23 protein-coding genes are annotated in these 20,351 nt (G+C 46.5%); 20 read left to right on the top strand and 3 right to left on the bottom strand.

Going from position 1 to position 20,351, the window contains the following annotated elements; all coding sequences use genetic code 11:
- Positions 1–17 precede the first annotated feature (17 nt).
- From CHH91_RS16225 to CHH91_RS16200, 6 genes are all read left to right on the top strand, one after another.
- Complete coding sequence (locus CHH91_RS16225; protein ID WP_353615333.1) at positions 18–782, top strand: MerR family transcriptional regulator; 765 nt, start codon at positions 18–20, stop codon at positions 780–782.
- A 66-nt stretch (positions 783–848) separates the two neighbouring features.
- Positions 849–1,154: a DUF3219 family protein gene (locus tag CHH91_RS16220; protein ID WP_095224490.1), complete on the top strand. Its 306-nt coding sequence runs from the start codon at positions 849–851 to the stop codon at positions 1,152–1,154.
- Positions 1,151–2,290, top strand: a complete 1,140-nt coding sequence (locus CHH91_RS16215; RefSeq protein WP_095224489.1) for a glycerate kinase — start codon at positions 1,151–1,153, stop codon at positions 2,288–2,290. The genes CHH91_RS16220 and CHH91_RS16215 overlap by 4 nt, the downstream gene beginning before the upstream one ends.
- 152 nt (positions 2,291–2,442) lie before the next feature.
- A complete protein-coding gene (locus CHH91_RS16210) occupies positions 2,443–2,625 on the top strand; it encodes a YolD-like family protein (protein WP_095224488.1) in 183 nt (60 codons plus the stop codon).
- 164 nt (positions 2,626–2,789) lie between these two features.
- Positions 2,790–4,259: a nicotinate phosphoribosyltransferase gene (locus CHH91_RS16205; protein ID WP_095224487.1), complete on the top strand. Its 1,470-nt coding sequence runs from the start codon at positions 2,790–2,792 to the stop codon at positions 4,257–4,259.
- 242 nt (positions 4,260–4,501) lie between these two features.
- Complete coding sequence (locus CHH91_RS16200; protein ID WP_038557662.1) at positions 4,502–4,774, top strand: HU family DNA-binding protein; 273 nt, start codon at positions 4,502–4,504, stop codon at positions 4,772–4,774.
- A gap of 56 nt (positions 4,775–4,830) precedes the next feature.
- Here CHH91_RS16200 and CHH91_RS16195 read toward each other — a convergent pair whose 3' ends face one another.
- Both CHH91_RS16195 and CHH91_RS16190 read right to left on the bottom strand, forming a co-directional pair.
- On the bottom strand, positions 4,831–5,241 hold the full coding sequence (locus CHH91_RS16195; RefSeq protein ID WP_095224486.1) for a hypothetical protein: 411 nt from the start codon (positions 5,239–5,241) through the stop codon (positions 4,831–4,833).
- Positions 5,242–5,254: 13 nt separating this feature from the next.
- On the bottom strand, positions 5,255–5,893 hold the full coding sequence (locus CHH91_RS16190; RefSeq protein WP_095224485.1) for a serine/threonine protein kinase: 639 nt from the start codon (positions 5,891–5,893) through the stop codon (positions 5,255–5,257).
- A 257-nt stretch (positions 5,894–6,150) separates the two neighbouring features.
- On the opposite strand from CHH91_RS16190, the gene CHH91_RS16185 reads away from it, so the two are divergent.
- The 12 genes from CHH91_RS16185 to CHH91_RS16130 all read left to right on the top strand — a co-directional run bounded on the left by CHH91_RS16185 (position 6,151) and on the right by CHH91_RS16130 (position 18,139).
- Positions 6,151–6,693 (top strand): DinB family protein, encoded by a 543-nt coding sequence (locus tag CHH91_RS16185; protein ID WP_095224484.1) that lies wholly within the window; start codon positions 6,151–6,153, stop codon positions 6,691–6,693.
- A gap of 260 nt (positions 6,694–6,953) precedes the next feature.
- Positions 6,954–7,340, top strand: coding sequence for a sporulation protein (locus CHH91_RS16180; protein WP_141234179.1), 387 nt, complete (start codon positions 6,954–6,956; stop codon positions 7,338–7,340).
- 178 nt (positions 7,341–7,518) lie between these two features.
- On the top strand, positions 7,519–8,847 hold the full coding sequence (locus tag CHH91_RS16175) for a hemolysin family protein (RefSeq protein WP_095224482.1): 1,329 nt from the start codon (positions 7,519–7,521) through the stop codon (positions 8,845–8,847).
- Between the two features lie 79 nt (positions 8,848–8,926).
- The gene (locus tag CHH91_RS16170; RefSeq protein ID WP_095224481.1) at positions 8,927–9,709 is read left to right on the top strand and encodes a helix-turn-helix domain-containing protein; all 783 of its coding nucleotides are present in this window, start codon (positions 8,927–8,929) and stop codon (positions 9,707–9,709) included.
- 86 nt (positions 9,710–9,795) lie between these two features.
- A complete protein-coding gene (locus tag CHH91_RS16165) occupies positions 9,796–10,947 on the top strand; it encodes a Gfo/Idh/MocA family protein (protein WP_095224480.1) in 1,152 nt (383 codons plus the stop codon).
- A 13-nt stretch (positions 10,948–10,960) separates the two neighbouring features.
- The gene (locus CHH91_RS16160) at positions 10,961–12,136 is read left to right on the top strand and encodes a dihydrodipicolinate synthase family protein (RefSeq protein ID WP_095224479.1); all 1,176 of its coding nucleotides are present in this window, start codon (positions 10,961–10,963) and stop codon (positions 12,134–12,136) included.
- The gene (locus tag CHH91_RS16155) at positions 12,133–12,951 is read left to right on the top strand and encodes a sugar phosphate isomerase/epimerase family protein (RefSeq protein ID WP_095224478.1); all 819 of its coding nucleotides are present in this window, start codon (positions 12,133–12,135) and stop codon (positions 12,949–12,951) included. The genes CHH91_RS16160 and CHH91_RS16155 overlap by 4 nt, the downstream gene beginning before the upstream one ends.
- Before the next feature lie 15 nt (positions 12,952–12,966).
- Positions 12,967–14,061 (top strand): Gfo/Idh/MocA family protein, encoded by a 1,095-nt coding sequence (locus tag CHH91_RS16150; protein ID WP_095224477.1) that lies wholly within the window; start codon positions 12,967–12,969, stop codon positions 14,059–14,061.
- Positions 14,058–15,248, top strand: a complete 1,191-nt coding sequence (locus CHH91_RS16145; protein ID WP_095224476.1) for a Gfo/Idh/MocA family protein — start codon at positions 14,058–14,060, stop codon at positions 15,246–15,248. The genes CHH91_RS16150 and CHH91_RS16145 overlap by 4 nt, the downstream gene beginning before the upstream one ends.
- A gap of 61 nt (positions 15,249–15,309) precedes the next feature.
- A complete protein-coding gene (locus CHH91_RS16140) occupies positions 15,310–16,320 on the top strand; it encodes a TRAP transporter substrate-binding protein (protein ID WP_095224475.1) in 1,011 nt (336 codons plus the stop codon).
- Between the two features lie 20 nt (positions 16,321–16,340).
- Positions 16,341–16,832 (top strand): TRAP transporter small permease, encoded by a 492-nt coding sequence (locus CHH91_RS16135; protein ID WP_176465824.1) that lies wholly within the window; start codon positions 16,341–16,343, stop codon positions 16,830–16,832.
- Positions 16,829–18,139: a TRAP transporter large permease gene (locus CHH91_RS16130; RefSeq protein WP_095224473.1), complete on the top strand. Its 1,311-nt coding sequence runs from the start codon at positions 16,829–16,831 to the stop codon at positions 18,137–18,139. The genes CHH91_RS16135 and CHH91_RS16130 overlap by 4 nt, the downstream gene beginning before the upstream one ends.
- 36 nt (positions 18,140–18,175) lie before the next feature.
- On the opposite strand, the gene CHH91_RS16125 is transcribed toward CHH91_RS16130, so the two are convergent.
- On the bottom strand, positions 18,176–18,652 hold the full coding sequence (locus CHH91_RS16125; protein ID WP_353615334.1) for a transporter: 477 nt from the start codon (positions 18,650–18,652) through the stop codon (positions 18,176–18,178).
- Positions 18,653–18,784: 132 nt separating this feature from the next.
- On the opposite strand from CHH91_RS16125, the gene CHH91_RS16120 reads away from it, so the two are divergent.
- Positions 18,785–19,639 carry a DUF1206 domain-containing protein gene (locus CHH91_RS16120; protein ID WP_095224472.1) on the top strand — a complete coding sequence of 285 codons (855 nt, stop codon included), beginning with the start codon at positions 18,785–18,787 and terminating at the stop codon, positions 19,637–19,639.
- A gap of 270 nt (positions 19,640–19,909) precedes the next feature.
- On the top strand, positions 19,910–20,326 hold the full coding sequence (locus CHH91_RS16115; protein ID WP_095224471.1) for a helical membrane plugin domain-containing protein: 417 nt from the start codon (positions 19,910–19,912) through the stop codon (positions 20,324–20,326).
- The last annotated feature ends 25 nt before the right edge of the window (positions 20,327–20,351 follow it).

Genomic DNA, 20,351 nt, shown 5'->3' with positions numbered 1-20,351 from the left:
AGCATAAGGAGGGAAGCATGATGACATACACTGTTCAAAAGCTGGCAGAGCTTGCTGGGGTGAGCAAGCGTACATTGCGCTATTACGATCAAATCGGTTTGCTGCATCCGGCTGAAATCAATGTGAGCGGCTATCGGATTTATACGGAAAAAGAGGTGGATCTGCTGCAGCAAATTCTTTTTTTTAGGGAGTTGGATGTGGATCTGGATACAATCAAATCCATTATTTATTCTCCGGATTTCGATAGGAAGAAAGCTTTAGAAGAGCACCGCGACCGTTTACTGGAAAAGCAGGAGCATATCCAGATGCTTCTTGGAAACGTGGGGAAAAGCATTGAAGCAATGGAAAGGAAGGTAACGATGTCCGATAGTGAGAAATTTAAAGGCTTCAAGGAACAGAAAATTGCTGAAAATGAAGCCAATTATGGAGAAGAAATCAGAGAAGCATATGGCAAAGAAGCAGTGGAAGCTTCCAATCAAAAATTCCGTGGTTTGACAGAGGAACAGTACAAGAAAATGAATGAAGTAGAGCAGCGTTTATTCGAAAAGCTGAAGACTGCAATGCAGGCAGGAGATCCAACAGCATCAGAAGCATTGCACGCAGCTGAGCTGCATAGGGAATGGCTGGAATTCACTTGGCATGCTTATTCCAAAGAAGCACATGCAGGTTTAGCAGAGATGTATGTCCAGGATGAGCGGTTCGCGGCTTATTACGAAAATAATATCATGGAAGGAGCAGCTCAATTTCTACGGGATAGCATCCGTTATTATACAAAGCTTTGACGTCATGCGCAGCTTTTGTATTCCAAAGCGAAGAGGTGATACACTAATTGGAAAAGGAGAGATGACATGAACAGAAAAATTGTAGTGAACGGTATGGAATTGGCTGCTTATGATTATGAACATAGTTATGTCACGAAAAACGGGAAGGAATTGAACGAAATCAGCTTCAAGTTCCCAGTGACAAGTAAGGCTTACCATGATGTGGCTGTTATGCTGTATAAAGATGATTTCCAAGTGGAAGTTCCGGAAGAAAACATTGCTTTCGAAGCAGCAATCAAACAGTACAGCACAAGTATCACGAATCTGTATGAGAAAGAACAGGTAGGCGAATATTCCCTCGTGCTGGAGGAGAAGGCAGGAGCTGCGCTATGAAGATTGTCGTAGCTCCTGACTCCTTTAAGGAGAGCATGACAGCATTGGAAGCAGCGTCTGCTTGCGAGCGGGGAATCCGCCGGGCAATTCCGGATGCAGAAGTCGTAAAGGTTCCGATGGCTGACGGCGGTGAAGGGACTGTGCAATCATTGGTGGATGCGACGGGCGGGAGGCTGCATACCTGTGAAGTCACAGGACCGCTTGGAAATAAGGTAAGTGCGGTATTTGGTATGCTTGGTGATGGAAAAACGGCTGTTATCGAAATGGCTGAGGCATCGGGTCTCCATCTTGTCCCGCGTGACAAGCGGGATCCGCTTCGTGCTACAACGCGCGGAACAGGCGAATTGATGATGAAAGCATTGGATGCAGGAGCAGAGCATTTGATTATCGGTCTTGGCGGCAGTGCAACGAATGATGGCGGCGCAGGGATGGCTGCTGCTCTAGGAGTGAAATTCCTTGATGAAGAGGGTCAGCAGCTGGAAGATGGTGCACTTGCGTTGAGAGAGCTCTCCGAAGTGAAAGCAGAAGGACTAGATCCACGCTGGCAGCATGTTCAAGTGGAAGTAGCCTGTGATGTGGAAAACCCGCTGACAGGTGTAAATGGCGCATCCTTTGTGTTCGGACCACAAAAAGGTGCAAACGACGAAATGGTCATTCAACTGGATGACATACTCACACATTACGCTGCAAAAGTGGAACAGACTGTCGGTAAGAGGATTGACCAGCTGCCAGGTGCAGGAGCTGCAGGTGGATTAGGAGCAGGATTAGTGGCTTTTCTGCCAGCAGAACTGAAAAGTGGTATCACTATTGTGAAGGAAGCAGCAGGGCTGGCAGATCATATCAAGGGTGCAGATTTGGTCATTACTGGCGAAGGGAAAATCGATGGCCAGACGATTTACGGAAAGACACCGATCGGGGTAGCCAAATCAGCGAAACAATTCGGAGTGCCAGTCATCGCCATCGCCGGAAATGTAGGGGAAGGAAGCGAAGCAGTCTATGCACATGGTATAGATGCTGTGTTCAGTATCATGCCAGGTGTAATGAACTTGTCAGATGCACTTTCCAACGGGGAAACAAATATTGAGCAGACTGTCTACAATATCTGTAAAACGATGCAAATTTCCCGGTCATTCTAAAAGAAATCTTTCCTTGGAAAACGAGATATGAAAGATACCTTTCTTTATGTATAAAACTTCACAAATTGGTCACACTGATATGTGTAAGCGGTTACTTTATAGCGTATACTAACAGTATAAAGTGGAGGGTATACAGAAAGGAGAGGCTGAGAATGATCTTGAAAGCGCTTAAGGAAACGGGTGATATGACGATCTCTTATTATGAGAACGGCATGCTGCATACCTTTACCGGAAGATATCATAATCTGAATCTCTTGGACCAAACGCTTTGCCTGGAAAATGACGAAAAGAAACGAATGATAATCCATATCGCGGGTATTCAGCATATACATTAACAAACAGCCGAAAGCATCTCTTGATGTTTTTCGGCGTTTTTTTTATGTTTTTTACCATTTTTGCGGTACAATAGATGGAACAAATAAGATACCCGTTTCCTTATGTAAACGGATACGGGAAAACAGCTGTCAGAAGAACGGGCTGATTAGTGGAGGTTTCAAGCATGAGTTCGCAATATCCAGATGATGGACTGACTTTACATACAGATCTTTATCAAATCAATATGGCGGAGACGTATTGGAGTGATGGGGTCCACGAAAGGAAGGCAGTGTTCGAGGTTTCGTTCCGCAAGCTGCCGTTCGGTAATGGCTTTGCCATATTTGCAGGATTGGAACGTGTTATAGAATATTTACAGCAATTTCGTTTCACAGAGAGTGATCTGGCGTACTTAAAGGATGAGCTTGGTTATGGGGAAGACTTCCTTGCTTATCTGAAGGATTTGCGTTTTACAGGGACTGTTTACTCGGTTGTTGAAGGAGAGCTTGTCTTCAGCAATGAACCGCTTATGCGGATCGAAGCACCGCTGGCTGAGGCGCAGCTGGTAGAGACGGCAATTTTGAATATCGTAAATTACCAGACGCTGATTGCGACAAAGGCATCCAGAATCAAGCTCCTGCTTGGCGATGAGATTGCACTGGAGATGGGCAGCCGTCGCGCGCATGAGCTGGATGCAGCAGTTTGGGGGACGAGAGCAGCTTATATCGGCGGGTTCGAGGCAACTTCGAATGTCCGTGCAGGCAAGAAATTCGGCATTCCGGTAGCTGGGACATTGGCACACTCGATGATTCAGGCTTACCGCGACGAATACACTGCATTCACGAAGTATGCGGAGCGGCATACGAATTGTACATTCCTTGTCGACACATATGATACGCTTCGTTCTGGTGTACCGAACGCTATCCGTGTTGCGAAGGAACAGGGTGATAAAATCAAGTTCACTGCAATCAGACTTGATAGCGGGGACTTGGCTTACTTATCCAAGAAGGCTCGGAAAGCATTGGACGAGGCTGGATTTACGGAGACGAAGATTTCCGCATCGAATGATTTGGACGAAGAAACGATTCAGAGCTTGAAATCCCAAGGAGCGAAAATCGATATCTGGGGTATAGGTACAAAGCTGATTACTGCTTATGATCAGCCGGCTTTAGGTGCGGTGTACAAGATGGTAAGCATCGAGGATGAAGGCGCGATGCAGGATACAATCAAGATCAGTGCCAATCCGGAGAAGGTATCGACGCCAGGCTTGAAGAAGGTTTACCGCATCGTCAATCGAATCAGTAAAAAATCCGAAGGCGACTACATCGCGATGGAGGATGAAAATCCACAGGAAGAGGATCATCTGAAGATGTTCCACCCAGTCCATACGTATGTGAGCAAGTTCGTGACAAATTACGATGCAGTTGATCTGCATCAGACGATATTCAAAGACGGCAAGCTTGTCTACGAGCTGCCTGCTATTGAGGATATCAAGGCTTATGCGAAAGACAATCTTTCTCTGCTATGGGATGAATATAAACGTCCAAAAGCGCCGGAGGAATATCCTGTCGACCTCAGTCAGAAGTGCTGGGATAATAAGATGGCGAATATCCAAAAAGTGAAAGAGCATGTAAAATCTTTGCACACAACAACTTGATAGGGTTACAATTCATTTTATTGGGAATAACTGTATCATCCAGTTCTTATCTTCTAAATGGAAATCCTGTGAAAATGCTGTTGCAGCAATGTTAAGAATGCAGATTAATAGCCATGAACACCGGGATGCATGCTATAATAAGGAAATACGGGAACAGCCATGTTCCTGCATATCAATCTAAAACATACAGCTTTTACATCAGGTGAAGGTTATGTATAAATTTATCAAATGAGGTGTTTTTCATGAACAAAGCAGAATTAGTAGAAGCAGTAGCGCAACAAGCAGAACTATCTAAAAAAGATGCAAGCAAAGCAGTTGATGCACTACTTGAAACAATCTCTGAAACACTTGCAAAAGAAGAAAAAGTACAGCTTGTAGGCTTCGGTACTTTCGAAGTGAGAGAGCGTGCAGCACGTACTGGCCGTAATCCGCAGACAGGCGAAGAAATCACAATCCCTGCATCTAAAGCTCCAGCTTTCAAAGCGGGTAAAGATTTCAAAGAAGCTGTAAAATAAGAAGGATTCCTTTATGGAAATAAAAAATGCCGACGCACTAGTGCGTCGGTATTTTTTTATAGCTTGCTAATATGGATGATCGACAGTTGTCCGTTGTTTGCTTCGATTTTCCATAACGGTTCGAACATTGTACGTAAGGTGGCGGCTGTATCTTCATCTGTCTTTAGACCTTGGACCGTCTTGTCCTCTACCGTATAATCTTTACCTTCCTCTAAACCGAAACGCAGATGCAGAAGATTCCGTACGCCGTTAAAGGTAGGGAAGGAAATGCTGTAGCCCTCTTTTAAAGCAGATGTTAGCTTGTTTTGCTGTGACCGGAGCATTTCTGGATCGGCTTTTGGATAGCTGTCCTGAATTGCACGCCATTCGCCTGCTTCAATTAGTTTAGCGGTTTGCTCTCTTCCCAGGCCGCTATGGGCGATACGTTCGATTTGATAGGCTTCTGCTTGAGATATTGTGATTGTCATGTTTATGCCTCCTTTAGTGAATGGCTTTATTCGATGGTGCTTGGATGGTGTAGGATTTCCGTCTTTTGTACAAATAGGCAATCAGCTCCAGCAAAAAGCCGGGCACCTTTTTCGGAAATAATTTTTTCTTGTAGAATCTTTCATAAGCCCGGTGAAGGTCCTCCCATTGCGTGCAATGCTTTTGCTGGCGGAATCGGGCAGGATCGATTAAGCGGATGTTCCCATCAGGTGTGATCAGGATGTTACGCAGATGAATGTCGGATGGATTCAATCCTTCTGCTGCTGCTGCGGCCAGGGCCTTGTCAATATCGGCTATATGATGATCTGTTATGGGGATTCCCTCACGTAGGCAATCGTACAATGTATGGCCGGGAATGTAATCCATTACTAAATAACCGTTACCGGCTGCGTGAAGAGCAGGAAAGAAATGGTTGCTCTCAAGTGTTTTATAGATTTCCGCTTCTTCCGCTGCAATGTGACGGAAGGCAGGGAAAAATACCTTCATCACTTTAGAAGATTCCGTAAGGCGGAATGCGAATGCGCTTCTGCCAGTCCCGATTAGTACGAGAGAGGAAGGGTACGCTGTTAAATGGGGCATCGTATCAGAACCAGACATGTGGATCTGCTCAGCAATCTGTTCAAAATCAGCCATTTCCAGCACTCCTTTTCTTTGGAACAAGGGCTTGTACAGTTATCATACGCACGAACTCGGGAGTAGGTGCATAAAAATAGTAAAAAAGCTAGTCCATCCTCCGTGTTCCGAATCTTGGATTTTCCTGCTTTCTGGCTATTTTCATCGTTACAGGGACTGTTTTCTTTACCTTTCGGGAAAATAACTATATCGTCAATCTATAAAGCTCCTCTTTTTTTCGACCAAATCGAAATCATATAAAGAAAAAAGGTGATTACATGCAAGAGAGACCTAGTACAACGGAATATCCTGCTTATTTCCAAGATTACATGAAACTTGTGCCTGAGGGAAACATAGTAGCTTTGTTCAAGGAACAGGAAAGACAAACATCCAATTTACTGCAAGGACTGACGGATGAACAAGCCTGCTTCGCTTACGATACGGAGAAATGGACGATCAAGGAAGTGATTGGCCACCTGACAGACACAGAAAGAATTATGTCTTATCGCTTGCTTACCATTGCGCGAGGGGATGTGACACCGCTGCCAGGATTCCATGAAGATTCCTATGTGCTGCAAGCGAAGTTCACGGAGATGACTGTAGCGAGCCTTCTGGCGCAATATAAGGCAGTGCGTTCCTCCACGATCGCTTTGCTGGAGTCACTGAATGATCAGGATTGGATCAGGCAGGGAATGGCAAACGGTCATGTAACGTCGGTTCGGGCGCTAGCGTATATAATGCTTGGCCATGAACGTCATCACCACAATATCCTTCATGATCGTTACTTTGCTTCTGCTACGTATCCGCTGAACCGTATGTGAGTTGGGGTATATTGACAGAATTACTTAACTCGTGTATGCTATATTGCAGATTAATAGAATAGGATTGTGATTGCTCCAAAGGGGAGTAGCTTCCAGTTAAGTCGACAATACGTGATAGCTTGCTATCGCCGGTTTAACTGACAACGTCAAGTTGTTTGCCAGACCTTTGCCAATTTGGTGAAGGCTGATTACAGACGGGACCTTCACTCTGTGGGGGTCCTTTTCGTTTAGTACACACAAATGGAGGAATAATTTCCGTGTTGAAGAAATGCTTAGAACTGATGCAGCTGCGGGCACCATCGATAAGGCTCGAACTTAATCAGGCAAGCTATCATGCAGGAGAAAAAATCGAGGGACATTTTCAGCTTCTTGGAGGCTGGAAGGACCAAAATTTGAACAGATTAGATTGTGATTTAGTTATAAAAAACAGCGCAAACGATAAAATAGTGAATATAAAGAATGTATTAAGCATTTTTATGTCCAAGCAATTGAAATCGAATGAGCAAATGAAGAAGCCGTTCACATTCCGTTTGCCGGAGGAACTGGAACCAAGCTCTGGAACATTGGTCTATGAACTGCAGACGAAGCTTGTGTTCGCCAATGAAAAATGCGCGAAGGATGATAGGCAAGTACAGATAATAGCGTAGGCGCTAAGAGAAGGAGGAGATTGCATTGGGAAGGCTTTGCTGAAAATAACAACTTTATATAACAGAAGTTTTGCTGACGCTGCTCCTCGTCGAGGTGTCGCAGCTATTTTATTAATCTGCTTGTAAACTATCAAACAAATAAGCGAGGTGAGTCCCTTCATTCAAAGAAGGGAATTAATTGGACCCATCAATAGTCATTAATTTAAGTTTAGTAGTGTTATTCATCATTTTTACGGCCTTTTTCGTAGGTGCAGAGTTTTCAGTCGTGAAGGTACGTATGTCCCGGATCGACCAGCTTGTTGCGGAAGGGAATAAACGGGCAATCATTGTCAGTAAGCTAGTGAATAATCTTGATTATTACTTGTCAGCCTGTCAGCTGGGTATCACTGTAACGGCGCTTGTATTAGGTGCGTTAGGTGAGCCTACAGTAGAGAAAATACTACACCCGCTGTTCAATGATTTAGGATTGTCTGAATCTGTTTCCACCTTGCTTTCCTACGCCATTGCTTTTGCGTCGGTCACTTTCTTGCATGTTGTGATTGGGGAATTGGCGCCAAAAACACTGGCAATCCAGTACACAGAGCAATTGACTTTAATTCTAGGTCCGCCTCTGTATTGGTTTGGTAAGCTGATGGCTCCGTTCATTTATTTACTGAATGGTTCTGCGCGTGTATTTCTGAAGTTGTTCGGCGTGAAGCCGGCTGCGCATGAATCAGCACACTCGGAAGAGGAATTGCGCATCATCATGACGCAAAGTTATCAAAGTGGTGAAATCAACAAAACAGAACTTAGTTATATGGAAAATATTTTTACATTCGACGAACGTGTGGCGAAGGATATCATGGTGCCGCGGACACAAGTGGTCACCTTGGAGAAATCCATGACAGCTGCAGAAGTGATCGAGATCATCGATGAACATCAGTTCACACGTTACCTTGTGACAGAGGATGGAGATAAAGACCATATCATCGGTTTCGTCAATGTGAAGGAAATGCTTACGGATTTTGCAGCGGGCAGAAGACAAAGCCTGCCTAACTTCATCCATGAGCTGCCGCTTATCCATGAAGGAACCTCCCTGCAGGATGCTCTTTTGAAGATGCAGACAGAACGCGTGCATATTGCACTCGTAGTGGATGAATACGGTGGAACCGCAGGTATTCTGACGATGGAGGACATTCTGGAAGAGATCGTCGGGGAGATCCATGACGAATTCGATGAAGATGAAGTGCCGGATATCCAGGAAGTGTCTGATCGTACGTATCATATCAATGGTCGTGTACTGCTGGATGATTTAGAGGATCAATTCGGCTCTGTGTTTGACAATCGAGAAGACGTTGATACGATCGGCGGCTGGATTTTCGTCAAAAATGACGACGTAGATTCTCAAACCACTGTTGTGGATGTAGCAGGAAATGAGTGGGAGGTTATCGAAATGGATAACCATCAGATCCTTAAGATTGAACTGCGCATCCTGGAACAAGAACAGCTTCCGAGGCTGGAAGCTTAAGAATCGTGAATAAAAAAAGAAAGGCCGGGATGCCTCTTATGCATCCCGGTCTTTTTTTATTGGAGGTAAACAAATCAAGATGATCAGACTTTATGAAAATAAGCATCAGGAAAAGAATGAGGTTGCCAGGCATCAGCATGACACCCATCAGCTGCTTTATTTCCTGGATGGCGAAGGGAAATGTGAATTGGATACCAGGAGCCAGAAACTGCATCGTGACAGCATCGTGCTAATCTCTCCTCATACAGAGCATGCGATCCAAGCTCATTCGAAGATGACGGTGCTCGTATTGGAATTCGATATCCGTCAATTAACGGACGATGTCGTTTCTTATCTCGTTGAACCAGTATTCGCAGTATCGCGCACCTTGAACCTATCTCTGTTCGAAAGCAGTGAGATCCGTCAGCTGCTGCGGAAGATGCTATTCGAACAATCACAGAACCATCCGATTCATGCGATGGGGCTGAAGCTCTTGCTTGCTCAAGTACTTTATCAGCTTGCAATCATGCAGCAGGAAGATACGACACAGGATACAAATACGAGACGTGCAAGGTGGCTCAAGCATCACCTGGAAACACGATATTTTGAGATTGCCAGTATGGAAGAAGTTGCAGCCAAAGCTGGTGTAAGCAGCCGTTATATGAATCAGATATTCAAAGAAATGTATGATACGACTCCTTATCAGTTCCTGACGGAGGTAAGGCTGCTTAAGGTGAAGAAAATGCTGCGTGAGTCCGATAGGGAAATTGTTTCCATCTGCTTTGAAGTTGGGTTTGAAGCTGTCTCGACATTTTATCGTGTCTTTAAAAAATATGTCGGTGTAACGCCGAATGTCTATCGGCGCACAACGGATGATTTCTGAAATTGAGAATATCAGAAAAGAATGATAAGAAAAATGTAAACGCTTTACTTATACTATCCTTAATATGGATAATGGGAGGCGTAAGTATGGCGACGAAGAAAATTGGGATAATCATGAACGGTGTAACAGGCAGAATGGGAACAAATCAGCATCTAATCCGGTCCATTGCGGCAATCCGCGCAGAAGGCGGTGTGCTGCTTTCGAATGGAGACCGTCTGCTGCCGGATCCGATTCTTGTTGGACGGAATGAAGAAAAGCTTGCGAAGCTTGCCCGGGAAAATAGTGTAGAGCGATACAGTACTGATTTGGAAGCGGCTTTGGCCGATGATTATAACCTGATTTATTTTGATTCGCAAACGACGAATCGAAGGGAAGCAAGTATCAATCAGGCAATTGAAGCAGGTAAGCATATTTATTGCGAGAAGCCGACTGCTACAAGCTTAGAGGGTTCCTTGGAACTGGCTAGATTGGCACGGGAGGCTGGTGTGAAAAACGGGGTCGTGCAAGATAAGCTTTTCTTGCCGGGATTGCTGAAGCTGAAGCATTTGATCGACAGCGATTTCTTCGGGGAAATTCTATCCGTAAAACTGGATTTTGGCTATTGGGTATTCGAAGGCGATTGGCAGGAAGCGCAGCGCCCGAGCTGGAATTACCGAGCTGAAGACGGTGGCGGCATCATTGTTGATATGTTTGCACACTGGCGTTATGTCATCGATCATCTTTTTGGGGAAATTGACAGCCTGACTTGTCTTGGAGCAACTCATATCCCGTACCGGGTGGATGAAGCAGGCAATCGCTACAAAGCGACAGCTGATGATGCGGCATATGCCATTTTTGCCCTTAAAAACGGGATAGTGGTACAGGCAAACTCCTCTTGGACGACTAGAGTCGACCGGGATGATCTGGTTACCTTCCAAGTGGATGGGACGTTGGGAAGCGCGGTGGCTGGTCTTAGGGATTGCAAGGTACAGCATCGTGTCACCACACCGAAGCCTGTGTGGAATCCGGATATCCCTAATGCAATTGATTTCCGTTCCCAGTGGGAGACATTGCCGGAGAATCGTTCGTATGACAATGGATTCAAAATTCAATGGGAACTATTTTTGAAGCATGTGGAAGAAGATGCTGCGTTTCCGTGGGACTTGCTGGAGGGCGCGAAAGGGACCCAGCTGTCAGATCTGGGACTGGAAGCATGGCGTGAGAAAAAGTGGGTCTCTGTTCCGAGTCTGGAAGTATAAAGGGGGAAGCAGTATGACAACGATTCTTTTACCAACGCAAGGTCGTTCATTGGAGGCGTACACACTAGTCCATTCAGCTTCAACCTATCCGATAGAAGGAACTTTCCGGACAAGGACAGCCTATTCTGCTGCTCACGTTGTTGCGGATGCACAATCTGAAGCACATCCTATCTTAGGAGGGGCAATTGATTGGGAAGCAACATTGAATTATCGGAAAGCATTGTGGAAGCTTGGTTTCGGTGTGGCAGAGGCTATGGATACGGCACAGCGAGGCATGGGACTCACATATGAGATGGCGAAGGAACTGATTTCCATAAGTGCAGAGGAAGCGAAAAAAGAGAATGTGTTGCTCGCTTCTGGTGCAGGGACGGATCATTTGCCGGCTGACAGTTCGTTTACGACGTCAGAGATTAAGCAGGCTTACGAAGAGCAGTGCGCATTCGTCGAGGGTACCGGAAGCCGGATCATCCTGATGGCAAGCCGCGCGCTGGCTGCCAGTGCACGATCGGCAGCGGATTACAAGGATGTTTACGGGCATGTGCTTAGCGGAGTGAAAAAGCCGGTGATCCTCCATTGGCTCGGGCCAATGTTTGACCCGAAATTGACAGGTTACTGGGGATCGGAAACGATCAGCCGTGCGATGGACGACTGTCTGGAACTGATCCATCAGTATGAAGGGAAGATTGACGGAATTAAAATCTCTTTACTCGATAAGGACAAGGAAATCGAAATGAGAGCGAAGCTTCCTGCTTCGGTTCGGATGTATACAGGAGATGATTTTAATTACCCAGAGCTGATCCAAGGTGATGGAGAGCGGTATAGCCATGCGTTGCTCGGTATCTTTGATGCAATTGCACCAGCTGCTTCCGAGGCGCTGCGGGCACTTGATGCAGAAGATCTTGACCGATACCGGGAAATCTTCGATAAGACAGTGCCGCTTTCCAGGCACATCTTTGAGACACCAACGTACGCCTACAAAACAGGCGTTGTTTTCCTGGCATATTTGAATGGGTATCAATCACATTTCCGGATGATTGGCGGTGCAGAAGGAGCAAGGTCGGTTCTTCATTTGAGTGAGCTATTCAGACTGGCTGATCAAGCGGGAGTCCTCGTGGACCCGGAACTTGCAGCAGAACGGATGCAGCTCGTATTGAAGCTGGCTGGTATCGAACAGAAGGTGATGTCATGACAAAAGCGGATCTGCAGTTTCTCAGTCTCAATCAGATTACGACAGAAAACTGGTCGCTGACCGAAGCAATCCAAGGCTGTGCCCGTCATGATATTCATTGGATATCCATATGGAGGCATAAGCTGGAAGAAATAGGTGTAAAAGAAGCGAAAAAATTGTTAACGGAATACGGCCTTCGAGTGTCAAGTCTTTGCCGCGGCGGAATGTTTCCGGCAGCTACAGAGCGGGAGAGGCAGCTGCGAATAGATGATAACAAACGGGCAATAGAAGATGCGAAGGCATTGGGGACAGATGTGCTGGTGCTTGTATGTGGTCCGGCTTCGGATAAAGATATCGCCAAGGCTCGTCATTGGGTGGAGGCAGGGATAGAAGCTATCCTTCCATATGCGGAGGATCTAGGTGTAAAGCTTGGCATTGAGCCGCTTCACCCGATGTATGCAGCAGATCGTTCTGTCATCAATACATTGGGGCAGGCCAACACTCTGGCAGAGAAGCTGCAATCCGAGCATCTTGGAGTTGTGGTAGATGCCTTCCACGTATGGTGGGATCCAGAGCTCCGTCCCCAGATTGATCGGGCTAAGGGTAAGATACTCGGCTTCCATGTATCAGATTGGAAGGTGCCGATGAAGGATATGTTCAAAGGGCGAGCCATGATGGGCGAAGGCGTCATCAATTTGCGCGAGATGCGCAGCATGGTGGAGGAAGCAGGCTATCAGGGCCCGATCGAAGTAGAAATCATCAATCAGGAGATTTGGGATCAGCCAGGCGATGAGGTGCTTCATCAAATGAAGCGCTGCTACCAGGAACATGTATAAAAGGAGAGCTGATAAATGGCACTGCTGAATCAATTGGAGGAGCTAGCTCAAGAAGCTGCAACAGTTGCTGACACTCAGATAACAGCACCTTTCATTTTTTCTGCTGCGGGTCTGGATCATCCGCATATTTACAGTATGGTGCAAGGTCTCTTGGATGCAGGGGCAAAGCTTATGCACATCTATGATCGAAATCCAAATCAGGCAAATGCCCTTCAACATAGATTTCAAACAGGAGAAGTTGTCTCAGAGCTGTCCCAAATCCTGCATAGCGAGGTTGATTTGATTGTAACCAGCATTGTGCCATCCGAGCGCGGGGCTTTAGGCATTCAAGTATTGGAGCACAACAAGCATTTCCTTTCCGCAAAGGCGCCTTTTACGACAATGGCTCAATTGCATGCGGCAGAGGAAGCGGTGCGCCGTACAGGAAAAAAATGGGCGGTGTTTTATAGTGAGCGATTGGCTGTGGAGGCAGCCCTGCTGGCAGATAACATTATACAAGAGGGGCTGATCGGAGATTTATTCCAGCTTACTGGTTCGGGGCCTCACCGACTCCAGGCAGACACAAGGCCGGATTGGTTTTTCGATCCGCAGAAAAATGGCGGTATTTTATGTGATATCGGCAGCCATCAAATTGAGCAGCTGCTTCATTATACGAGAAGTAAAGAAGCAGAGGTACTGCATAGCAAGGTGGCGAATTATGCTCATCCGCAATATGGTTCCTGGCAGGATTTCGGTGACGCAACACTTGTTACCAATACAGGAGTCAGCCAATATTTCCGTGTCGATTGGTTCACGCCCGATGGACTTCGGGTCTGGGGAGACGGAAGAACGGTGCTGCACGGCACAAACGGGTATGTGGAACTGCGAAAATACACGGATGTGGCTCGCTCGGCAGAAGGAGAACATCTGTATGTGGTGACGGATCGGGAGGAAGTGTATTTCTCGGCTAAGGGAAGGGTAGGAGTTCCGTATTTCAGACAATTGATTACTGATTGTCAGCAGGGAACGGAAACAGCGATGAGTCAGGAGCATACTTTCCAGGCAGCGGCTCTGGCTATCCAAGCACAGGAGCAGGCAATCAGCCTGACAAAGGTGGGGGAAAAGCAATGAAGCAAGCAGTCGTTTTAATCGGAATGAATGGATATGGGGAGCATTACTTGGATGCATTGCTGGAGCGGGAGGACATCACATTCGCCGGAATCGTGGAAATCCATCCAGAAAGAAGCAGTCTGCTGGAAAAAGTAAAGCAGCGCGGGATTCCGATATTTTCTGCGGTGGACGCTTTCTATCAATACAACCGAGCGGATTTAGCCATCATTGCCACCCCTATTCATCTGCACACAGAGCAAGCACTATCCGCGCTTCGACATGGCTCAAATGTGCTTTGTGAAAAGCCGATTTTTGCCGATATGCGGGATCAAGTGAAATGGGAGTATGCAATCTCTGAATCCGGAAAGTGGGCTGCTATTGGCTTCAACTGGTCGTTCACTGCTCCAATCTTGGAGCTTAAGGAAGATATCCGGAAGGGACTCTATGGAAAGCCGAAGCAGCTGAAAACATTGGTGCTGTGGCCGCGGAATGAAGCATATTTTTCCCGTTCGGCTTGGTCGGGCAAACTGATGGCGCCGGATGGACGGCAAATTCGGGATAGTGTAGCCAATAATGCCGCTGCTCACTTCATCCATAATATGCTTTACATGCTCGGGCATGAGCTCCAGGAAACGGTGCATATCAAACGTCTGGAAGCTGAGTTGTATCGAGCCAATGATATCGAAACCTTTGATACATGTGCAATTCGCATGCATACGGAATCTGGGTGTGAGCTGCTCTTTTATGGATCGCATGCAACAGCAACAGAGCAAGGACCCCAATTCTTGTACACTTTTGAAAAAGGCTATATCGTATATGATTGCAATCTCAATCAAGGCATCATCACAGCGTATACAGAGGATGGTCAGGAAAGAATCTATGGAAATCCGCAGACCAATCATCTGGATAAATTGGATTATTGCATCGCTGCACTTACAGATGGACGGGATATTCCATGCACATATGAAACAGCGCTTGGCCACGCATCGATTATTGAGGCACTGCACCAGAATATTGCGGCTGGGCAGCCTTTCCCTAAAGAAACAATCAAACAGACAGCCGGAAATCTTAAAACCGTTATCGATTTAGAGCAGACGATGAATGCATGTTTTATGAGTGGTAAACTGCCTTATGAATTACAGATACCTTGGAGCAAGCCGGCTAAAAAGGCTGATGTGATCCTGACACTCCAGAAAGGGAGCGTCTGATCACACCCAGTCGAATGCTGATATTTGTAAGCGCTTTATAATACCTTGTGGAGGGTGAAACATGAATCGAGCGAAAACGACGTGGCTAATTCTTGCTGTTTTGCTGCTTGGAATAGGTGTGCTGATGGTTGTCGCTCCTGCTACAGATGCTGCGGGCCAGGAGACGAGGAAGCTGACGATGGGGCACATCCATAACCCGAATAGTCCGGTTTATGCGAGTCTGGAGGAATTCAGCGGGGAGCTGGAGAAGCGCACTGACGGTGTGCTGACAACGGATATTTATACCGAAGGCGGTCTTGGTGACGAGAGGGTAATGCTGGAGCTTGTCCAGAATGGAGTAGTCGACATGGCTAAAGTAAATGGCGGTGTACTGGAGAGCTTCTATTCCGATTTCTCCGTATTCAGTTTGCCATATGTATTTGAGGATGAAGAGCATTTTAAACGAGTTATGGCATCCGATATTGTAAAAGACCTTTATGAAGAACTGGAATCCATTGGTCTGCATGGTATCGCTTATTACGATGCAGGGGCAAGGAGTTTCTATACAGCAGACACGCCAATTCAGAAGCCGGAAGACCTGCATGGACTGAAAATACGTACGATGACGAATACAACATCAATCCGGACGATGGAGCTGCTGGGAGCGTCCCCTACACCGCTTCCTGCGCCGGAAGTCTATACAGGGCTGCAGCAAGGTGTCATAGACGGAGCGGAGAGCAGTCCGATTGCCCTTACGGATGCGAACCATGGCGAGGTAGCCAAATACTTTTCTTACGACGAACATACGCGAATTCCTGATTTCCTCATTATGAGTGAGAAGACGTGGAATAGTCTGAGCCCGGAGCAGCAGCAGGCTGTCGAGGAATCAGCAGCGATTTCTTCGGAAAATCATAATGCGCGCTGGGACCAGCTGATCGAAGAAAGCATCAAGAAAGCAGAGGATGAGATGGGTGTTACCTTCAATGAGCTTGATCAGGAGCCATTCAAGGAACTGGTGCAGCCGCTGATCGAAGAAAGGCGGGAAAATCCGGAAATAGCGAAAGTGCTGGATGACATCGCGGCGTTACAGTAAACGAAAAGGAGCTGAACGAGGTGGAAAAAGTACGGAATTGGGTTGATAGATGTATTTTGCTCGTGACGTGTACGCTGACTGTCTTCTTAGTCGCGGGTGCAATATGGCAGGTATTCACTCGATTTGTCCTGCAAAATCCGAGCGTGTTCACAGAAGAGGTGCTTCGGTTTTCCTTCATCTGGGTCGGATTGCTTGGAGCCAGTTATGCTTTCGGAGTAAAAGAACATATCGCGCTGACGTTCCTAATGTCCAAATGGAAACATGCAAAGGACAAAAAAGCTGCCGAGTTGATCATAGAAGTGACGGTGCTGGTGTTTATGGTAGTTGTCTTTATTATCGGCGGGACACAGCTGATGCTTGCCTCGATGACACAGACTTCACCAGTCCTTGGGCTCCCTATGGGCTACGTATATGCCGCACTGCCGCTGTCTGGCTTGCTGAGTGTTTATTATATAGTCACGAATCGATTAATGGCACGCAGGGAAGCCGCTAGAGGGAGGGACGCAGCATGACGAGTGTCGTTCTTGCAGGTATCGTCTTATTCGGGTTGTTTTTTCTCTTGATTTTCTTCGGTGTTCCGATTGCAATCAGCATTGGCTTGTCGTCGTTGGCAGCTGGAGCTATGCTGCTGCCATTTGATGAGATTTTAATGGTCGTTTCACAGCAGTTTGTCGCTGGCATCGATAGCTTTGTCCTGTTATCCCTTGTCTTCTTTACATTGGCTGGAAGTATCATGAATACGGGCGGAATCGCTTTGCGTTTGATCAATTTGGCCAAGCTTTTGGCGGGGCGCCTTCCAGGTTCCTTGGCTCACACAAACGTCATCGGAAACACTCTTTTCGGAGCCTTATCTGGTTCTGCTATTGCATCAGCTGCAACGATGGGGAAAATCATGGCGCCTATGCAGAAGAAAGAAGGCTATGATCCATCTTATTCTGCAGCAGTCAACGTAGCTTCTGCACCGGCTGGTTTGATCATACCGCCAAGCGGTACGCCGATTTTATACTCTGTTCTAAGTGGCGGTACGTCGATTGGCGCATTGTTCATTGCGGGTTATTTGCCTGGTATTTTGATGTCTGTCTTGATTATGATGACGGCTTACATAGTTGCAAAAAGACAGGGATATACGGTATCTGAACCAATCCGCTTTTCTCAGGCTGCCAAAGTTATCCTGGATGCTATTCCGAGTTTGATGCTGATTGTGGTCGTCATCGGAGGAATTTCTTTTGGGGTCTTTACGGCAACAGAGGGAGCGGCTGTAGCAATCCTGTACGCTCTGGTGCTTAGCATGATCTATCGCAGCTTGAAATGGAAGGATATCCCGGTGATTCTTCGTGATACAGTCATGTTCTCCGGCGTCATCCTTCTGTTAATTGGAGCATCAGGGGCTATGTCTTGGATTCTGTCATATTCCAAGCTGCCGCAGATGCTTTCATCTGGGATACTTGATTTCAGTGGTAATGCAGCCGTGCTGATGCTGATTATTGTTCTGATTCTATTGCTTGTCGGCACTTTCATGGATATCGCTCCTGCATTGCTGATTTTTACACCAATCCTGCTGCCTGTTGCTCTGGAATTCGGTGTGGATCCAGTCCATTTTGGGACAATTATGTCGATGGGACTTGCTATCGGTACGATTACACCACCGGTTGGAACGGTACTCTTTATTGGATCCAAGGTTGGCAATGTTACAGTGGAACAAATGACAAAACCATTACTGCTGTTCTACATTCCTGTGTTCGTTGCTTTCCTTGCAGTAGCCTATATTCCGGCACTGAGTCTATGGCTGCCTGAGCTTATGGGTGTACTCAATAAATAAGAACAGGCCTTCTCGCAGGAAGGCCTGTTCTTTTGCTTAAAAGCAACTAAATGCTGCAACTCGTCTGAGGTCAATGCCAAAGTACTGCCAACGGAACTGCTGCGGACGCCAGCGGAAGCCAGCAATCGAAGTACGGCCGACAAATACTGGGTAGTACCAGAAGCGCTGGCCGTTCTCAAGCTGCATATACGTGTAACGGAAGAGACAGAAACGGATTCCGCCCGGATCTATAGCAAAGGCAGAAGGACCACCACTTCCGCCTACTGGCTGCAGCTGCGGAATTTGAGATGGAGGAGGTCCAGGAGGTCCAAACTGCCCCTGCTGTCCTCCGCCTTGCCCGCCAGCTCCCGGAGGGGGGACGAATGGAAATCCGCCTTGCCCGCCGCCGAACCCAGGACCACCGAATCCAGATCCGCCTGATCCAGGGCCGCCGGGACCGCCAAAACCAGGTCCGCCTGGAAATTGTATTTGTCGTTGCTGCTCTTGTTTGTCATCATTTTCGTAATACATCATCATTCTCCCTTCTTGCTTCTTCTTCATCGTATGTAGGCACCTGTGCAAGGGTAGCTTGCCTAACCTATTTTTACCGGTTTCTCTTCTGCGCGGCATGGGTATAGCTTTTTAAAACAGGGGAGGAAGACGACTATGGCCGATAAACAAGAAGCTAAACAGAAGGCAAAGGATACAAAGGAAGAAACAAAGCCATGGATTCGGAGGTTTGGACGAATCGGTTATATGTCTCAGGGGATAGTCTATGCCCTCATCGGTGTTCTTGCACTCTTAGCTGCGCTTCACGTGGGAGGAGATACGACTGACACAGGTGGTATGCTGCAAAAACTGGCGGGTATGCCCTTTGGAAATGTTTTGTTATGGCTGATTGGAATAGGATTAATCGGGTATGTATGCTGGGATGCGATACTAGCCATCAAGGATCCGAACAAAGAAGGAAACGGAAACCGTACAAAAGGGATCATTATTCGCATAGGCTATGGCGTCAGCACGGTCATATATGCCAGTATTGCATTTAATGCGCTTCGTTTTGCTGCCACGAATCAAGGGAGCGGCGGAGGGAGCGAGCAATCCCTGACAGCAAAGCTACTTTCATATCCCTTCGGACAGTGGCTGGTTGCAGCAGTCGGACTTATTATCATCGGATACGGCGTCTATGAATTTTTCAGTGGCGTGTCTGGAAGCTTTATGAATCGATTCAAGACAGCTGAAATGAATAAGCACGAAAAACGTGCTGCCCGCCAAGCAGGCCGCATCGGTTTGGTAAGCAGAGGCATTGTTTTCGGCGTAGTTGGATTCTTCTTCGTCCTTACAGCTATTCAGTCTGATCCAGATGAAGCGAAAGGACTGGATGGAGCGCTGGCGGAAGTTTCACAGCAGCCATACGGACGCTGGCTCCTTGCGATTGTATCAGTTGGGTTCATTTTGTTCGGGGTGTATAGTATCATTCGAGGCCGGTATGAGAGCATGAGCTTCGGGAAGAATGCATAATAATTTTAATATTTTTCTGGAATAGGGGAAAGCTACGTAAGCAAAAGAGTGTAAGGGCTTTTATTATGTCTTTTTTTCGAATATATAATAGGAAATGAAAAAAATCATTAACGTGTGTGAAATAACTTTTGACAAGATCTCCAAGTAGGAGTAAAGTTGTAGGTGGATATTTTGAGCAATTTGTGAACGTACAGTTGTGAACAAATTCACAACAAAGTATAATGTTTACGTATAAATATAATGCATTACCATAGCAAAGGAGAATACGTTATGTCAGAAACAAACGAAAGTGTTAGCCAGAGCCAACAGGACCTAGCTGCGCAATTGCTAAAACCTGAAGTGCAAGAATCATTGACTTCTTTGATTGAACAGCTTCCAAAAATCAATGAACTTGTGAACGCTTTGACTGCTTCTTACGACTTCGCACAAGCTGTAGCAACAGATGATGTGTTGAAATCCGATACAGTTAATGCAATTACAGAAGTACTTCATCCAGTGACAGATTCTGTGAAAACAGTTGCCCAAACTGCGATTGAAGCTAAAGACCGTGCAGAAACAAGCAACGAAACAATCGGCCTTTTTGGTCTGCTTCGTCTGATGAAGGATCCACAAGCACAAAAGATGTTCCGTTTTGTTCAGAGCTATCTTGAAGTAGCGAACGAAAAAGAAAGACAAAAACAAAAATAAGAGCTTATAAGGTAAGGACGGAGGA

This window comes from Virgibacillus sp. 7505, from assembly GCF_002272135.1.
Classification (GTDB): domain Bacteria; phylum Bacillota; class Bacilli; order Bacillales; family Amphibacillaceae; genus Terribacillus.
Note: the sequence above shows the minus strand (reverse complement) of the source record. Positions and strands in the feature narration are given on the sequence as shown.